At 35.7% G+C, this 18654-nt stretch carries 12 protein-coding genes; all 12 read left to right on the top strand.

All coding sequences use genetic code 11. The features are described from left to right. Positions 1–542 precede the first annotated feature (542 nt). The 12 genes from mobC to EJ995_RS11580 all read left to right on the top strand — a co-directional run bounded on the left by mobC (position 543) and on the right by EJ995_RS11580 (position 18563). Entirely contained in the window at positions 543–905 is a 363-nt protein-coding gene (mobC, locus tag EJ995_RS11635; RefSeq protein WP_126448562.1) for a plasmid mobilization relaxosome protein MobC, read from the top strand. 178 nt (positions 906–1083) lie between these two features. After that, complete coding sequence (locus tag EJ995_RS11630; RefSeq protein WP_126448561.1) at positions 1084–4284, top strand: Eco57I restriction-modification methylase domain-containing protein; 3201 nt, start codon at positions 1084–1086, stop codon at positions 4282–4284. 8 nt (positions 4285–4292) lie between these two features. Further along, the gene (locus EJ995_RS11625) at positions 4293–5987 is read left to right on the top strand and encodes a hypothetical protein (protein WP_164549913.1); all 1695 of its coding nucleotides are present in this window, start codon (positions 4293–4295) and stop codon (positions 5985–5987) included. A gap of 2 nt (positions 5988–5989) precedes the next feature. Then, positions 5990–6361 (top strand): hypothetical protein, encoded by a 372-nt coding sequence (locus tag EJ995_RS11620; protein WP_126448559.1) that lies wholly within the window; start codon positions 5990–5992, stop codon positions 6359–6361. A 10-nt stretch (positions 6362–6371) separates the two neighbouring features. Next, positions 6372–8189, top strand: a complete 1818-nt coding sequence (locus EJ995_RS11615; RefSeq protein ID WP_126448558.1) for an ATP-dependent nuclease — start codon at positions 6372–6374, stop codon at positions 8187–8189. Further along, positions 8182–10200 carry a UvrD-helicase domain-containing protein gene (locus tag EJ995_RS11610; RefSeq protein ID WP_126448557.1) on the top strand — a complete coding sequence of 673 codons (2019 nt, stop codon included), beginning with the start codon at positions 8182–8184 and terminating at the stop codon, positions 10198–10200. Before EJ995_RS11615 ends, EJ995_RS11610 begins: the two co-directional genes overlap by 8 nt. A gap of 20 nt (positions 10201–10220) precedes the next feature. Continuing rightward, complete coding sequence (locus EJ995_RS11605) at positions 10221–11681, top strand: hypothetical protein (RefSeq protein WP_126448556.1); 1461 nt, start codon at positions 10221–10223, stop codon at positions 11679–11681. 81 nt (positions 11682–11762) lie between these two features. Next, positions 11763–11894 carry a hypothetical protein gene (locus tag EJ995_RS13310; RefSeq protein WP_257895226.1) on the top strand — a complete coding sequence of 44 codons (132 nt, stop codon included), beginning with the start codon at positions 11763–11765 and terminating at the stop codon, positions 11892–11894. A gap of 47 nt (positions 11895–11941) precedes the next feature. After that, positions 11942–12673 carry a hypothetical protein gene (locus tag EJ995_RS11600; RefSeq protein ID WP_126448555.1) on the top strand — a complete coding sequence of 244 codons (732 nt, stop codon included), beginning with the start codon at positions 11942–11944 and terminating at the stop codon, positions 12671–12673. Between the two features lie 328 nt (positions 12674–13001). Then, positions 13002–13421, top strand: coding sequence for an HYC_CC_PP family protein (locus EJ995_RS11590; RefSeq protein WP_241234642.1), 420 nt, complete (start codon positions 13002–13004; stop codon positions 13419–13421). A 142-nt stretch (positions 13422–13563) separates the two neighbouring features. Further along, a complete protein-coding gene (locus EJ995_RS11585) occupies positions 13564–17349 on the top strand; it encodes an efflux RND transporter permease subunit (protein ID WP_126448554.1) in 3786 nt (1261 codons plus the stop codon). Further along, positions 17346–18563 carry a TolC family protein gene (locus tag EJ995_RS11580; protein ID WP_126448553.1) on the top strand — a complete coding sequence of 406 codons (1218 nt, stop codon included), beginning with the start codon at positions 17346–17348 and terminating at the stop codon, positions 18561–18563. The genes EJ995_RS11585 and EJ995_RS11580 overlap by 4 nt, the downstream gene beginning before the upstream one ends. Positions 18564–18654 lie beyond the last annotated feature (91 nt).

Here is an 18654-nt window from a genome sequence, read left to right as displayed (position 1 = left end):
CTTGTCATCTTATAAGAGGTTTATTCCAAAATCAGTTTTTGGAATAACTCTACATGCTAAAAATTTTCATAAAAAAACGAAGGAAGTATAGTAGAAGAATATGATTATAGAATCACAGCGCTATAGAGTTCTGTAATTATAACATTATAACATTATAGCATTATAGCATTATAGCATTATAAGATTATAGAGATATAAAAATATAAGATTATAGAATTATAGCATTATAAGATTATAGAGATATAAAAATATAGAGATATAGAATTATAACATTATAAAAATATAATAATTGAGCTATAAAACCTCAAGAATTAAAAACCATCCAGAAATTGAAAAAAAACGATCAAGAAATAAAATGAACAAAAATAAAATGGAAGAGGAATAGCAAGGTGTGTTTTGCACATTGCAAAATTAGCTAGTCAGCAAATTTACAAGTGAAAAACCTATTTCATCAAAAATGAAATAGCCTTGTTTTTCATCGTAAACTCGAAAAATTAAAACTAGATTAATTGGTAAAAATGAAATATTCTTAGATCAGAATTATGGCCAAAAAAAAAGGAGGACGTCCAGAGATTGATAATCCAGACATGAAAAGAGATCATCAAATAAATCTATATCTCACGAAAATTGAAAAGGACTTTGTTATTAAATATTGCGAAATGTATAGTATGAAAACGCAATACGATGGTAGATTCATTAGACGTTTTTTACTGGACTGTATGAAAAACAAAAAGCTCAATGTGACTCAGATGATAGCACCTTATCAACAAGTTGAGCTACATAGGATAGGTATAAATCTTAATCAATTGATGAAAAAATTAAATGCATTAAATTATTTATCGGGAATTGAAAAACAAAAGCTAGATGACCTACTAGATGAACTAACGAGGATTCTCATTGATTGATAATATCAATTGTATCAAAAACAGAACCTCCTATCACTTGCCATTAGGATACGACAAAAGCTTTAAGGTATATACAACCTCAGTTATTTACACTTTCGCGAAAGCAGAATAAAACAAACCTGTCTGGAAAGAATTATTCTTCATTACTTTAGAGGAATACTTTTACCTAGTAATCTTCATGGCATTATTCCAGACATCTGTACTCAAAAAATATCTCGCACAACAGGACACAAACGCAGTAGATAAGGCATATCGCAAGTACACTAAATTCTTTCTCAACCTTGAGATACAGCAAAATATAGACAAGAGTAACGAGGAGCAAATACAGGCTACTTTTCTTACAGAACTCTTTGTAAACGTGCTTGATTATACCATTAATCCTAAGCCAAAATACAACCTAACTACAGAATACAAAAACGAGAAAAATAATCGCAAGGCAGACGGTGCCATTATCACAGAAGAAAAAACAGTAGCCGTTGTAGAACTTAAAGGGACAAATACAAAGGATCTGGAAAGCATAAGACGTCAGGCTTTTGATTATAAGGTAAATCACAAAGGATGCAGGTTTGTCATCACGTCTAATTTTGAAAAACTACGTTTTTACATAGATGACACTACAGAGTTACTGGACTTTGACTTGTTTAACCTTACACGAGATGACTTTGGATTGTTGTATTTGTGTTTGTACAAAGACAATTTGCTCAAGGAATTACCGCTTCAAATAAAGCAGGATTCTCTTATTAAAGAAGAAGAAATTACCAAAGAGTTTTATAAAGATTATTCGCTTTTTAAACGTGAGCTATACCGTGATCTGGTCAAGAAAAACGGTAAAGTCTTAAAAGTCGCGTTACAGGAAGAGACTGGTATTACAGATAATGCAGAACACCAGTCAGATCTTGAACGCCTGGAGAAAAATGTAAAGCTCACGCTTTTTAAAAAGTCGCAGAAACTTATAGATCGCTTTCTCTTTATCTTTTTTGCAGAAGATCGCGGACTCTTACAACCCAATTATACCATAAAACGACTTGCAGAATGGGACACCATACGCAAGCTGGATGTAGATGAGCCGTTGTACGATCGTTTTAAAAAGCACTTTAACTACCTGGATAAAGGCCGTAAGGGCGATGCAGAAAACAAAGAGATTTTTGCCTACAATGGTGGTCTCTTTAAACCAGATTCTATACTGGATCGTGTGATTATCGATGATGATTTACTTTACAATCACACTAAAAAACTGGCGACTTACGATTTTGAAAGCCAAGTAGATGTCAATATCCTTGGTCATATTTTTGAAAATTCTCTCAACGAGATTGAAAGCATTAATGCCGAAATAGAAGGTGGCAACTTTGACAAACAGAAAAGCAAGCGTAAGAAGGATGGTGTTTTTTACACGCCTAAGTACATCACAAAATACATTGTAGAAAATACCGTAGGTAAACTATGCGATGATAGAAAAACCGAACTTGGTTTTAAAGAAGAAGAGTATTTTAAAGGCCGTGGTACCGGAAGAAAGAAGCGAAACGACAAGACCATACAAAAGCTAGTTGAAACGCTAGACACCTACCGTGACTGGTTGCTACAGATTACTATTTGTGATCCTGCTTGTGGCTCTGGTGCATTTCTTAACCAGGCGCTGGATTTTCTCATCAAAGAACATCAGTACATAGACGAGCTTAAGACCAAAATTCTAGGTGGTGGCTTACAGTTTCCAGATATAGAAAACACCATACTAGAGAACAATATTTATGGCGTAGATCTAAACGAGGAGTCTGTAGAGATTGCGAAGCTTTCACTCTGGCTACGCACCGCACAACCACGCCGTAAGCTCAACGATTTGAGCAGTAATATAAAATGTGGTAATAGTTTAATAGACAGTAAAACCATAGCGGGAGATAAAGCTTTTAACTGGGAGACCGCTTTCGCGAAAGTGTTTGCAAACGGAGGTTTTGATGTTGTGATTGGGAATCCGCCTTATGGAATTTTCTTGTCTGACGGTGAAGAGGCTTATTACAAAAAGAATTACCCTTTAACAAGCTATAAGATTAACCTCTATATTTTGTTCATAGAGCGAATGTTTCAAATATTTGAGAAGGGTTTAATTCAATTCATAATTCCAAAATCACTCTTATTCAACACTTATTTCAAAGATATTCGCGAATACCTTCTCACTAAGTCAAAAATACACGAGGTCTTTATGATTTCTGAGAAGATCTTCCCTGATGCAGAAGTTGGCGGTAGTCTAATACTTAAATATGAAATCGTTGATAATCCCAATATTTCTAATGAGATGAAGTTGATTTCGGCTGACAAATATTTTGATTACGATGGTCAAACGGCGTTAGTAAATGATATTTCTCAAGAGTTTTTTCTTTCAGTTCCTCACTTTGAAATATCGCCGATTGCCGAAGGTGCAAACTTGATAGTAAAAAAACTCCATACCCTTAAAACGATAAGAGAGTTTTACACCTTAAAAAACGGTCTCAATCCTGGTAATATTAAACAAATACTTATTACAGATGAAAAGCTTTCCGATAATCACAAACCGATTATTTGGGGAAAAGAGTTAAATACAAATTCTATCCAATGGGGCGGACAATTTGTTAATTATGATTACAACATTGCTGATAACTTGAACTTAGATGATATCCAGAGTAAGAAAGGAATGAAAAAGCAAACTCGAATAGACTTTGCTTTAAGAACACCTGAATTATTTGAAAATGAGAAAATTGTAGTCAGAAAAACAGGAGATAGATTTATCGCAGCAAAAGACAATAACAATTATTATTTTGATACTCTAGTTCACGGTATTTATGAGAATAATGAGGAATATTCATTAGATTTCTTACTTACCATTTTAAATTCTCAGGTAGCTACAATCTTCTATAGACTGTTACACGATATCAAAGGAAAAGTATTTGCAAAAATTAGTTTGGATAAATTAGGTGCTTTTCCTTTGCCAGGTACGGATTTTACTCAAAGAAATGACATTTCGCAATATGGCTTAAAACTTCAAAAACTACAACCAGAGCTTAATTCTTTGAAAGTAAAATTTGTAAAATACCTTTTTGTAAAATTTCAGTTACTTAAAACATCACGCAAACTCGAAAACTGGCAAGATTTAGATTTTGGGGAGTTTATAAAAGAACTGAACAAAGCGATTAAAGCCACTAACAAATTGCGAGATAAAGAAGGTCAAGCACCGGTTGCCGTACTTACCAAAACAGACGAGTTTGAATGGTTAGACCTGTTTGAACAAAACAAGAAAAAAGCACAAGACCTACAATCACAAATCAACACCCTAGAACAACAAATAGATGCAATGGTGTATCAGTTGTATGGATTGAGTGATGAGGAGATTAGGATTGTGGAGAATGGGTAATGGAGCAAATGAAGGGAGTCGATATAGAACAGAAATCAATTGAAATTCAACAGATAATTTCAAGATATACCAAAGAAAGCTTTGTATGCTTCTTTGCAGACTTCGTGCGTCATCATCCAGAACGAAATCAATTGAGCTTTTCTGAAAAATTCAAGTCTAAGTACAAGGATTCAATTTATCTTATTATGCTGAGACTTTCCTCTGATGAAGTAGGATCTGAGGACTTCTATTATTCCGAAGAGAATGATAAAATACTTCAAAAAGTTGGAGAAATTTTGCTCGAAATTGTTAGTTTCTATTTGTGGGATTATTCAAGATTTGATACGACTGTATCAAAAGAAGATAGGTCAGAAATGCTGATCCACGAACTTGCTTTTAAAGATTATTTTCAAAATGGTGTACTTGATTATAGAGAACAAGAACTTAATAAAGTAATTCGCTTATTTAAACCCTATCAAGATAAAATAAAAGAAAGACTAGGAATTGACTTAAAAACATTAATGGCACTCTGTGAGTTTTCAGAGGATGATTATCAAAGAAAAGCCATTGCATCAAAAAGTTTTCTCTTTGATCCAAGAATGAAAGATTTTGTGCAAAACGCTCAAGCTGGAAAATTTGAAGAAAGTCTGTCTCAACTTCCTTTAGAATTACAAGATAATTTTCTAGATTTTTTTGAGAATCCGCACAGCTGTTTATTATTTACAAAAGATGACTACTACAAGTCTTTCAATAAGAAGGATGTAGATGTTTTCTGTAAATTATTATCCATAGATATTAATGATTCATTTGATAACTTATTTTACTCACAACCCAACCCATTAGAGCATAAACCAATCATAAAAATTAATAACAAAACATTTTTGAATGTATTTCAAAAGCAATTACCTAATGCGGTTTACAAACTGCTCTATCAAGTTCTTACTGAAACAGAAAAGGAAAAAGAGCAACTTAATTTAAGAAGAGGAAAGGTTATTTTAGAGTCTCAAACTCAAAACATATTTGACAGATTTTTCAGTAAAGCAAAAAATGTCACTTCATACAACAACTATTATATTAATAGCAATCCCGCTGAAAAGGATTTGCTATACATAGTAAACAGAATAGCATTTGTAATTGAGTGTAAAGCCTCTCGTAGCAGAGAACCGTGGAGAAACACTAAAAAAGCTACAGAGAGAATAAGGTCAGACTTTGATTATTGTATTCAAAAAGGGTATGAACAATGTTTTGAGGTAGAACAAGCAATTCTAAATGATGAGGCAATAACTATAAAGAGTAAAAATCACAGCGAAGTTTTAAATACGTCGCAAATCATTGATGTCTTTACAATAGTTGTTACGTCTGAGAGGTTTGCTTCATTACAAATAGATTTAGGTCTTTTACTTAACAAAAAAAGCAGCGAAGACTTTTACCCTTGGTCTGTTTGCATAGATGATTTAGAAATATTTCTGAAGACGTTGGGTGCAGAATATAATAATAGATTCAAGAAATTTATTGACTATTTAGAATTTAGAGAACTCCTTCACGGTCGTCTTTTATCTAGAGATGAACTTGATGTTTGCGCAATGTTTCTAAAAAATCCACAAAAATTTAAAGAGCTGTGTGAAAGTGACGCCTATTTGGTTCCAGATCCTTATTTACAAGGTTATTTCGACGAACTCTATTTTTCTAAAAAACTCAACTTCAAAATCTTAGATGTAACTTAAATATGGAAACAAGAGCAATTAAAAGCGAACTAACCAAGTTTGTAAAAAATACTATGGGCAGTAAAAACCCACGGTTTAATGGTTGGTACGCAGGCATTACAAATAACGAAAAACGTCGCAAAGCAGAACATTCGGTCAGAAATGGAAAAATACTTCATTGGAAATGTATTAATGCAGGAACGATGATGAAAGCTAATGAAGTTGAAGCTTTCTTTTCTGACAAAGGGACACTTAATATGAAGCAGCCACAAGGAGCAAATATCGCTTCTAAATGGGTATACATTTTTAAACTAGCGCCAAAGCCTAGAGGTATGAATGGTCTTGCTGGTCCATTGGACAGCAAATCTGTTTATGATTACATTTTTGGAGAGTAAATTATAGCATATGTATTTAAAAAATTTAAAGCTTTGGAATTTTAGAAAATTTGGTAGTTCTGAAAAGATCGATTTGGCAAAACCAAATCTTAATCTCGATTTTACAGAAGGCATAAATGTCTTAGTAGGCAAAAACGATTCAGGAAAATCTGCAATAATCGATGCTATCAAAATTGTTTTAAAAACACACAGTTATGATTGGTATAAAATAGACCAAGACGATTTCTTTTTGAACACGGAACATTTAAGAATAGAAATAGTATTTGAGAATCTTGAGATTGAAGAAGCAAAACACTTTACGGAATGGCTGGGATGGATTGAAGATGCTGATGGTAAAAAGAGATGTTATTTACGGTTAATACTAGAGGTAAGGAGGAATATAGTAAGTAATAGAATTTTTCCAGCAGATGTGAAAGCTGGGATAGACCCAGTAGGCTTTCAGTTAAATGCAGAAGCAAAAGATTACCTCAAAACCACATATCTCAGACCACTGCGAGATGCGAAATCTGAATTGGTGCCGAGAAAAAATTCTAGACTTACTCAAATTCTTCAGGCACACGAAGCTTTTAAGAATAAGGATTTAGATCACTTACTTGTAGGTCTCTTTAAAGATTTTAATAATTCTGTAGAAAAATACTTTTTAGGCAAAAACAATGATGATGAAGATTTACCAAAGGAAGATTTGAAAGGTAAAGAACTTAAAACAGATATTGACAGTTATATTAAATCCTTTTATGATGATTCTAAGGAGTCAGCTTTTGGTGTAAAAGGTAATAATCTCAAGACAATACTTGAAAAATTAGAACTGTCTATAAAAGATGAAGTAAATCCAGGACTCGGCACATTAAATCGTCTTTTTATGGCTTCTGAATTGCTTCATCTACAAAAAAGAGATTGGTCAGGATTGAGATTAGGTCTTATAGAGGAGCTCGAAGCGCACTTGCATCCACAAGCTCAGATGCAAATAATTGAGGCATTACAAAAGCAAAAACAAATTCAGCTTATTCTCTCTACTCATAGCCCCAATTTAGGATCAAAAATCAAATTAGAAAACCTAATTATTTGCTCAAACGATTCAGCATTCCCATTAGGCCCAAATCATACAAAATTAAAAAAAGAAGACTACTCATTTTTAGAAAGGTTCTTAGATGCTACAAAGGCAAATTTATTTTTTGCTAATGGTATTATTATGGTTGAAGGTTGGTCTGAAGAAATACTTATTCCGGCAATTGCTCAACGTCTCAAAGAGCAAGGCCATATCTCGAAAAATCTGACGGAAGCAGGTGTATCCATTGTTAATGTTGGCAATACTGCATTTCAACAATATTCTAGAATTTACCTTCGAGAAAATGATACCACTAAGATTGATATTCCAGTCGCAGTAATTACAGATGTCGATGTCAGAGCTTATAAGTTAGATGTTGATAAGAATGAAGAAGGTGAAATTGTAAAAACATATACTAAAGAAGATGTAGACGATATCAAGCAAAGATCTACAATGAAAAGAGAGGAGATAGTCCAGAAATTCAATTTTCAAAATGTAAAAACATTCGTCGCCGTAGATTGGACTCTAGAATATGCTCTTTCAAAATCTACTTCATTATCAAAACTCTTTTTTCAAGCATTCAAGAAATCACACCCACAAATAGATGAAGGAAATATAGAACAGGAATTAGGAAAAAAATTAATTAATAAAGGTTTACATAAAACTCAAATAGCCTATGAGGTTGCTGCTAGTATTGAAAAAAATAGCGTTTTACCTATTGATGAAACCGACCAGAGCATTAAATATCTAATTGATGCCATAAAATACGCTTGCAATGATTAATATTAGAGAGGAAGATATAAATTATGCGGAAGAAATACTTCTTAAGAATGGCCGGTCTTTTGATGAAGAGCGTACGGATTTTATAAAAAACTTAACTACGATTGATCTTCAAGCTGTTCCTGGTAGTGGAAAAACTACAGCTCTACTCGCCAAGCTATTGATTTTAGAGAAAAAACTACCACTTTTTGATAATAAGGGAATATTAGTAATATCACATACAAATGCCGCTGTAGATGAAATAAAAGATAGAATAGGTCATCTTTGCCCTAAGTTATTTTCTCATCCCAATTTTGTTGGTACCATTCAAAGTTTTGTTGACACATTTTTAGCCATCCCTGCATACCTTTTAAAATACAAACAAAAACCTGCTCGTATTGATAATGATATTTACAATGAAACAATATTAAAATTTTTCAACTACGGAAAAGAAGGCTTTTCAAGACAAGAAAAGAATAATGCTATTTATTACAACAACGTTTTTAACGTATTATATAATTACCGTTTCCAAAAAAGTAAAAGCGGTTATGTGATGGTTCACAAAATGAATGGCAAGTTACTAGAGGTAAAAACACCAAATCCAAGAAGAGTAAAGTTCACGCCTTTTGAAATTGAGAGGATCACTGAATGGTTAAAGATTACAAAGGAAAAAACCTTAGAGACTGGAATGCTTTGCTACGATGACGCTTATTTTCTTGCTGATGTGCTATTGGATGAAATAAAGGATTATGATCGATTAATACAACAAAGATTCCAGTATGTATTTGTAGATGAAATGCAGGATATGGAGCTGCACCAAATAAGTTTGATAGAAAAATTATTCACAGGTCATAGCTGTACTTCAAAATTGCAACGCCTGGGTGATTTAAATCAATGTATTTTCTCTGGAGACATCAGCACGGAAAAAATTTGGAATCAAAGATTGGATAAGTTGTTTTTTAAAGGAAGTCATAGATTAAGTCCTCGCGTTGCTAGTATTGTACAAAATTTGTCTTCAACACCAACAGAAGTCGAAGGTCGCGGAAATAACGATGACGATAGTGTAATTGATATAAAGCCAATAATGTACGTATTTGAGGTCACAGAGGCTCATCAAGTAATACCTAGATTTTCTAAAACGATAAGTGAATATCAAGAAAAAGGATATCTACCAATCTCTACACAAAACTACCACGCTTTTGGATGGCGGAAAGAGACAGATAAAGACCATAAGCTTTGTCTAAACACCTATCTCCCAAGCTTAAAAAGTAATACATCCAAAAGTAAATTAGAGTTTGAAACTTTAGAAGACTATTTACTTTATTTACCAAAACACAATGGTTCTCTAAAGACTGGTCGTTCTGCTATATTGAGCTGTTTAACTAAAGTCTTTCGACTTGAAAATTTAAAAGATGAACATAATAGATATATGACGCCATACCGTCTAATTCACACAATCAAAAAGATGCACCTCAATGAATATGATGGTTTTAAGAATAAAATTTACAATTGGAGTATTTATCTTGCTGAATCAAACATAAATGATACTCTAGCTGAAATAAGAGATTTCATACCAAATCTACTTTCTTGGTTTGGATCTGAAATTAACAATTCCAATACATTTATCACTACACCTTCAGTTCATAAAGATGAAGAAGAACTAAACGAATTTAAAAACTATTATGATCACGATGGTTTTCAAATCAAAGTTGGTACGGTACATAATATTAAGGGGCAAACTCATACTGCAAGTCTTTATCTAGAAACTTTTTGGAATGGAAAGTATGAATCCGAAAGAGTTAAAGACCAATTTTTCGGTGTTCCTATTGATGTATCATCAAAAGGATTAACCGTGGCCGCCACCGCTAAACTAAATCAAACTTTAAAGATGATGTATGTTGGGTTTTCGAGGCCAACCCATTTATTAGCTTTTGCGGTCGAGAAATCAAGATTTGACAAAAACTTAAAAGAAATCGACCGAAATATTTGGGACGTCATTGAAATAAAAAAAAATGACAAGGCTGAAGACAGTTAGTATTATATAAATAGCGTGGTGTGACAAAAATAGTAACACATATTAGAAAAAACGGCGGAATATTATCGGGAGATTTATCTCGTATAATGTCAAAAAAGTACGGTATTACTGAGGAAGCGGCTAGAAAGAGAATCGAACGTTTTAAAAGTCCAATTCATAAATTGAAAGGTATTTTTAGTGATAAAAAGTCTTTCATTTATCACTCCGATGACTATCAGACCGAAGAATATTACGATGGTTTACTAGCAGCTATAATGTCTGATGCTAAAAGAATAGGTGCTATAATCACGGCGATAAAATTTCATCACGGGCTTGTAAATATGAAGGAATTAGCAAATTATTCTATAAGTCCAATAAGTCGCATTGATGGTCATATGAAATTTGACACTCTTATTGAGCTTCTCTTGAAAAATGATTTTGTTAGAAAATATGATGACGAAACTTTAGGCTTAAATGCGCTGCTTGGTGGAAAACATAATCCTAATTTAAGTCATATAAAAGCAATTGAACTTTCTAAAGCTATTGTTTTACAGAGATTTGAAATATGGAGTAAAAACATAGGCTTGACATCCTTTAAAAAGGGTAAAAATAATAATGTTGTTGGTGGTTTTCAATTTGCATTTTCGGCACCAACATATATTGATGGACTAACCAGATACAAGGGTAATGTCAAAAACCCAGGCTTTTTAATTGCAGACATTTTGTTAGGTAATGATACCAATGAAGAAACGGTTAGTTTCTTTCTAAGAAAAATAGCAGCTATAAAAGCTTCAAATCCAGTTCTAGATCTTTTTCCTGTGATAATTGTTGATGGTATAAAGACCAAGGCTCTTAATAAGCTAAAAAGTAATGGTGTGCTGATAGCTTCCATAAGGGAACTGTTTGGAAATGAATATAGTGAATTATTAAAATCTCTAATCAATATAGTAACTAATGCTGGAGCTATTCTAAAAAAAGATCCAGAACAATACATCAATTTGATGGAGAAATTGACCAAACTAGTAGATGGAAAAACCAACAATTTAAGAGGAGATCTTTTTGAACTTGCTGTTGGATATTACTATAGTAAGTATTGCCGTAATTTAGATATAAGCAAAAGAGTGACATTACAAGAAACCAACCAATCAAAGGAAATAGATGTATTGGCAGTTTTTGAAAATGAAGTAAAAATCGTTGAATGTAAAGGCTATAATTACCCAGTTGATATAGATTATATCGAGGACTATATTTCTAATAAAATTGTGATTATAAGAAAATGGGCTATGAATGTTTATCCAGAAAAATCACTCACGTTTGAGATCTGGAGTACTGGTGGTTTTACAGAAGCCGCCGAAAAAAAACTTGCAAACGCTAAGGTCAAAACGAAAAAGTATGGTATCGAATATTTTAATAAACAGAAAATATTGGAGAAAGCGAATGGTATAAACTCTCCAAAATTTAAGGAAATTTTGAGAGATTATTTTTTAAAGGAAATAGCATAAAACCCTATCGTCCAAAGTTTACAATACACTCAAAAGACCCAATATATATTTGAGCCATTATTAATATAAAAACCCAAAATTATGGCAAAGTCAAACACACCAGTAAATGGACCAAGTAAAACAGGAAACGCATCCGGAAAAGGTAGAGGAAACAATCCACCTCGAACAAGTTCAGGTAACTCTGGAAATTCTGGTTCTAAAGGAAAGAAGTAAAAATGTAATGGTCGCAATCTGTAATAGATTGCGACCATATATTAACTATGACAGAAGAAGATTTTAAAATAGATAGATTTCACGAAAGGTACAATGGTAGCGTACCTTGGTGGTTTATTGCAGCTTGTTTGATAAGCTATAATTTTAAATCGTTCAGGCGTTTTATGATCTACATTTCTCATTATAGTTCGATTATTGACTTATGGGAAACTCCTTCCGAAGAAATTAAAAACGAGCAAATAATTGCTGGTTTCCAACCCTTATTTCCAGAGCGTATTCCTAAAAAAATGCTCTACCAGATTACCGGACTTCATTCGCGTACTACTTTCAATGAACGCTTCTCTACATACTTCATTGAAAATGATTTGGTGGGACGTAGAAGTTTCACACTTTTAGAAACCTATAAAATTTTAGAGTACTGGCAAGGAGAAGGAAAATGGGGCCGAATGCAAGCAGCGAAAAAAGAAATGCTCTCGGAAGTACTTCACAACAAGAATTATGAACGAACCGCCGAAGAGTTTAAAATGGCTTTGGGAAAAGAAGGCTATCAGCCCAACTTGATTAGTCCTAAAAAGATTAAGAAACTCATAACACATATAGACCTAACTGAAGAAAACCAGATTGAAGATCTTATCGGCTATCAAGAGCTTCAAACTGGTCTTATATGGATGTTTGGAATATTAATGATTCATCAGGTTTTAAAACAAACTAAACAGTCCATCTCAATACCAAAAGATCCACACAAACCTATATCCTTTCAATCTCATACCGATACCTAAACACACTCGTCCTGGTCACACGATATTTACCGATAATTGTTTCCCAACCTAGCGCCACTTTCACACCTAGATCACGAAAGGTAGATCGACCAATATTTTCTGTGCGACCCATTTTTACCAGTTCGTTAATGATGTCCTCATCGGTAGGTTTTTTTCGTTTTTAGGGCTGGTGTTATAGCTACTAATTTTGGAAGCCGTTTCTGCAAACATAGGTCTGACGTTGCCGGCTATTCTTAACGCTTTGGAGTTGCATATAATGAAGTAGCTAAGAGTGTAAAATACTTCATACGGTAATTATCCAAATGAATTTTCTGTATTTTTGTATCAAATGAAATCACTCTTCAACAAATCAATGGCGCTTTTTATGGCAGCCGTAGTCCTTATGACTACGATGTCGTTTGCTGTTGAAATGCATTTTTGCGGAGAGACACTTGTTGATTATTCATTTGTGCAGCAGTTAAAAACCTGCGGAATGGAGAATGCCCAACCAGCTAAAAGTTGTGAGAATCCAATGCTGTCTGAGAAATCTTGTTGCTCAGATCAACAAATTATCATCGAAGGCCAAGATGACCTCAAACAAAATTTCACCCAACTTTCTTACGAGCAACAAATATTTGTCGCCTCATTTACTTACACATACATCAATTTATTTCAAGGAACTCAATCCACAGAAGTTTCCTTTGCAAATCACCAGCCACCTTTTATAAGGCAGGATTTACAGGTATTGCACCAGACATTCTTAATTTGATTTATTAAACAGTACCAGTAGCAATCTAATTGCAACTGGAAAAGCCCAGCGATACATTCGTTTTGGGCAAATTTTGTTGGTTCTCATCTTTACTGAGAGCAAACAAAAGCATATTTCTATAACTGTTTAATAATCATATCGTATGCTTAATAAGGCGATTAAATTTCTCATAGAAAATAAACTTGTTGCTGTTCTTTTTCTTGCCCTATTTGTAGGTTGGGGCATTGTCAACGCACCCTTCAATTGGGAAACAGGTATTTTACCGACTGATCCTGTAGCAGTGGATGCCATACCAGATATTGGCGAAAACCAGCAAATCGTTTTCACAAAGTGGCAAGGGCGTTCACCGCAGGATATCGAAGACCAGATTACCTATCCACTTACAACTTCATTGTTGGGAATTCCTGGGGTCAAGACCATCCGAAGCTCTTCAATGTTCGGTTTTTCAAGTATCTATATCATTTTTGAAGAAGATGTAGAATTCTATTGGTCACGTAGCCGTATTCTCGAAAAACTCAATTCCCTTCCCGCAAACTTATTGCCCGATGGTGTAAACCCTGCATTGGGTCCGGATGCTACGGGATTAGGTCAAATTTTTTGGTACACGCTGGAAGGTCGTGATAAAGATGGCAACGTAACTGGCGGTTGGGATCTACAGGAATTACGAAGCATACAGGATTACTACGTAAAATATGGTTTGTCTTCGGCAAGCGGTGTTTCCGAAGTGGCATCCATTGGTGGGTATGTTCAAGAATACCAAGTGGATGTTGACCCTGAAAAAATGCGGCAGTACAACATCGGCTTAAGTGAAATTGTAAAAGCGGTTAAGGAAAGCAATCAAGACATCGGTGCACAGACGTTGGAAATTAATCAAGCCGAATACCTGGTTCGTGGCTTGGGGTATGTGAAATCAGTCGCAGACATTGAAAACGCGGTGGTCGCTTCTGAAAATTTTACTTCTATACGAATCAAAGACATTGCAAATGTTCATCTGGGACCACAAACGCGACGTGGTATTTTGGATAAAGAAGGTGCCGAAGTGGTAGGCGGTGTCGTGGTAGCCCGTTACGGTGCTAACCCATTGGAAGTCATCAATAATGTAAAAGATCAAATAGCCGAATTATCATCCGGACTACCCACAAAAACCTTGGCAGATGGTCGTACTTCACAAGTAACTATCGTTCCCTTTTACGACCGCACGCAACTTATTCAGGAAACACTTCACACGCTCAATGAAGCCCTTACACTTGAAATCCTGATAACTATTTTGGTCATCATTGTAATGGTGTTTAACCTACGTGCATCCATTTTAATTTCTGGCTTGTTGCCTGTTGCCGTTTTAATGGTTTTCATAACAATGAAGCTCTTTAATGTAGATGCTAACATTGTTGCCTTGTCAGGAATTGCCATTGCTATCGGTACAATGGTGGACGTGGGCGTCATACTCGCCGAAAATATGATTCGGCATCTGGAAGATAAAAAATTACGCTTTCGCGAAAGCGGAATAGAATACACTACAAACGAAATCATCTACAACGCTACTGCGGAAGTCTCTGGGGCAATTTTAACCGCTGTGCTCACGACGATTATCAGTTTCCTACCTGTGTTTACGATGATAGGTGCCGAAGGGAAACTCTTCAGACCATTGGCTTTTACAAAGACAATGGCACTTTCTGCATCGCTTGTAATCGCGCTGTTTTTAATACCGCCATTTGCCGCTTTCCTTTTCAGAAAAACAAACGTTCGCCAGCGATCTAAACTGCTTTTGAATGGTCTTTTAATCGCACTCGGCATCACTGCACTTGTATTTGGTTACTGGCTTGGGTTGATTTTGATAGCTTTTGGATGTAGTGGTTTATTCTTTTCGCTTAAAGCGAAAAAGGAATACAACCATACCATTGCTGGCTACAGGCTCAACATCAATCAAAATGTAGTAAATATCATCATTTCCTGTATTGCTATCGTCGTGCTGTTAGCCGAATACTGGCGACCACTTGGCTTTGACCGCAGCATTCTAATGAATTTGATTTTTGTAGCGATTATCTGCTTTGGACTGCTTGGTGTGTTTACAGTTTTCCGAAGATACTATGACAGCATTTTACGCTGGGCACTGCAAAACCGATACCTGTTTTTAATTGTTCCAACCACGGTGCTGATTTTAGGTGTGGTCATAATGCGTAACACAGGGAAGGAATTTATGCCAGCACTTAATGAAGGTTCATTCTTATTAATGCCTACATCCTTACCACACGCTGGTGTCGAAGAGAACAAGCGTGTCTTGCAACAGCTGGATATGGCCGTGGCAAGCATCCCTGAAATTGAAACTGTTGTGGGAAAAGCAGGAAGGACAGAATCTGCCCTCGACCCTGCACCACTCTCGATGTATGAAAATGTCATTCAGTATAAGTCTGAATATATGCGAAATGAGAATGGCGAGAGACAACGCTACCGTGTGAACGATGATGGTCTATTTGTTCTGAAAAATGACAAGTTCATTATTAACCCCAATAATGAAATCGATGATGATGCAAATTATGAAGCGTCACAACTCAAAACAAGTGCAACACGAAATGATTTGATTAAAGATAACGATGGGGAATATTATCGAAACTGGCGACCAGAAATAAGCAGTCCCGATGATATCTGGAATGAAATCGTAAAAGTGACCAAATTCCCAGGCGTGACTTCTGCGCCCAAGCTACAACCCATCGAGACGCGACTCGTGATGCTACAAACAGGAATGCGTGCACCTATGGGAATAAAAGTGAAAGGGCCAGATTTAAAAACCATAGAAAACTTTGGACTGCAATTGGAAGATATTTTAAAGCAAGCCGAAGGTGTAAAAGAACAAGCCGTTTTTGCAGACCGAATTGTGGGTAAACCTTATTTGCTGATTGATATTAAACGAGACCAGCTGGCACGCTACGGAATCTCTATTATGTATGTTCAGGAAGTGCTTCAGGTTGCTGTGGGCGGTATGCCACTTACCCAAACCGTAGAAGGCCGTGAGCGCTATGGTGTGCGTGTACGCTATCCACGGGAATTGCGTGCAAATCCAGAAGACTTAAAAAGTATCTATGTTCCTGTATCAACTGGAAGTCCGGTGCCTTTGGGCGAATTGGTAGATATACGATATGAGCAAGGTCCACAGGTCATTAAAAGTGAAGACACCTTCTTGATTGGCTACGTGCTGTTTGATAAGCTTGATGACTTTGCCGAAGTCGATGTGGTGGAAAATGCACAAGCACTCATTCAACAGAAAATCGATAATGGCGATTTGGTCGTGCCACAAGGCATCAGTTACCGATTTACAGGAACGTACGAAAATCAATTACGGGCAGAAAAAACGTTATCGGTGGTTGTGCCACTTTGTTTGCTGGTCATTTTCTTGATTTTGTATTTCCAGTTCAAGTCGGTTTCTACGTCGCTTATGGTTTTTACAGCAATCGCCGTAGCCTTTGCAGGTGGCTTTATAATGATTTGGTTATACGGTCAAGATTGGTTTTTCAATTTCAGCTTTTTTGGCGAGAACCTACGGGACTTGTTCAATATGAAAACCATCAATTTAAGTGTGGCCGTGTGGGTCGGTTTTATTGCCCTTTTCGGTATTGCGACTGATGATGGTGTGGTAATGGCAACCTATTTAGACCAATCATTTAAAAGCAACGAGCCAGACAGTAAAAAAGGCATACGTCTCGCCACATTAGAAGCCGCAGGAAAAAGAATACGTCCTTGCTTGATGACCACCGTGACCACAGTTTTGGCATTGTTGCCAGTACTCACATCTACAGGAAAAGGAAGCGACATTATGATACCGATGGCCATCCCCATTTTTGGCGGAATGATAATCGACGTCACATCTTATTTCCTTTTACCAGTTCTATATAGCTGGAAAAAAGAATACCAACTTAAAAGAGCAAACAAATGAAAAATATAAAAATCATAATCTGTCTTTTGTTTATTTCCGCTTTCGCGAAAGCGCAACAATTACAATCCTATATTGATGAAGCAGAAAATAATAATCCAGAGATTCAGGCTTTTGAATTGCGCTACAATATTGCCGAAGAAAAGGTCAATGAAGCAAACTGGTTACCCAATACTGAAGTAAGCGCAGGCTATTTTGTAAGTGAGCCAGAAACAAGGGTGGGCGCACAACGAGCACGGATAGGCGTAAAACAGATGTTGCCCTGGTTTGGTACCGTTACCGCACGTGAAAATTATGCGACTTCAATGGCCGAAGCTGAATACGTGGAAATCACAATCGCCAAACGAAAATTGGCGCTATCAGTAGCGCAATCCTATTACAGGTTGTATGAAACAAGAGCAAAGCAAAAGGTACTCGACGAGAACATCCAACTATTAAAAACTTATGAGCGTCTTGCACTGACTTCGGTAGAAGTGGGCAAGGCATCTGCCGTAGATGTATTGCGATTACAGATTCGTCAAAATGAATTACAGCAGCAAAGAGAGGTATTGGAAGAGGAATTTGGCGCAGAACAAACAACCTTCAATAATCTTCTAAATCGGGATGAAAATAGCACGGTTGAAATAGTTGCAATAATGGAAATTCCAGAGGATGACCCCATATACGGAACAGACGCACTATCGCTCAATCCTGAACTGCTCAAGTACGATAAATTGTACGAATCCGTAGCACAATCAGAATTGCTCAATCAACGCGAGAGCCTACCTATGGTTGGCTTTGGTGTGGATTATCTACCGGTAAGCGAGCGTACCGATATGAACCCTATAGACAATGGAAAAGATGTATTGATGCCTATGGTTTCGGTTTCCATTCCCATTTTTAACAATAGGTACAAGTCCATTTCAAGGCAAAATGAGCTACGCCAACAGGAAATCGAAACTCAAAAAGAGCAACGATTGAATGTTTTGGAATCCGCTTTCGCGAAAGCGATATCCCAACGCAATCAGGCCCGAATTAAATTTAATACTCAGAGTAAGAATTTAAAGCAGGCCAAAGATGCCGAGCAAATTCTAATCAAGAATTATGAAACGGGAACGATAGATTTTAACGATGTGCTCGATATACAGGAACTGCAATTAAGATTTCAGATGAATCAGATAGAATCGGTTCGGACGTATTTAACTCAACAAGCCATCATTAATTATTTGACTAACTAAAATGAAAAATTTATATATAAAAAATATGGTCTGTAGCCGTTGCGTAAAAGTTGTTCGCACGGAGTTGCAAGAAAATGGTATCGACATACTA

Origin of the sequence: Nonlabens ponticola (genome assembly GCF_003966335.1) — a bacterium.
GTDB classification, from domain to species: Bacteria; Bacteroidota; Bacteroidia; order Flavobacteriales; family Flavobacteriaceae; genus Nonlabens; species Nonlabens ponticola.
The sequence above is the reverse complement of the archived record's forward strand: the minus strand, read 5'-3'. Positions and strand labels throughout refer to the sequence as shown.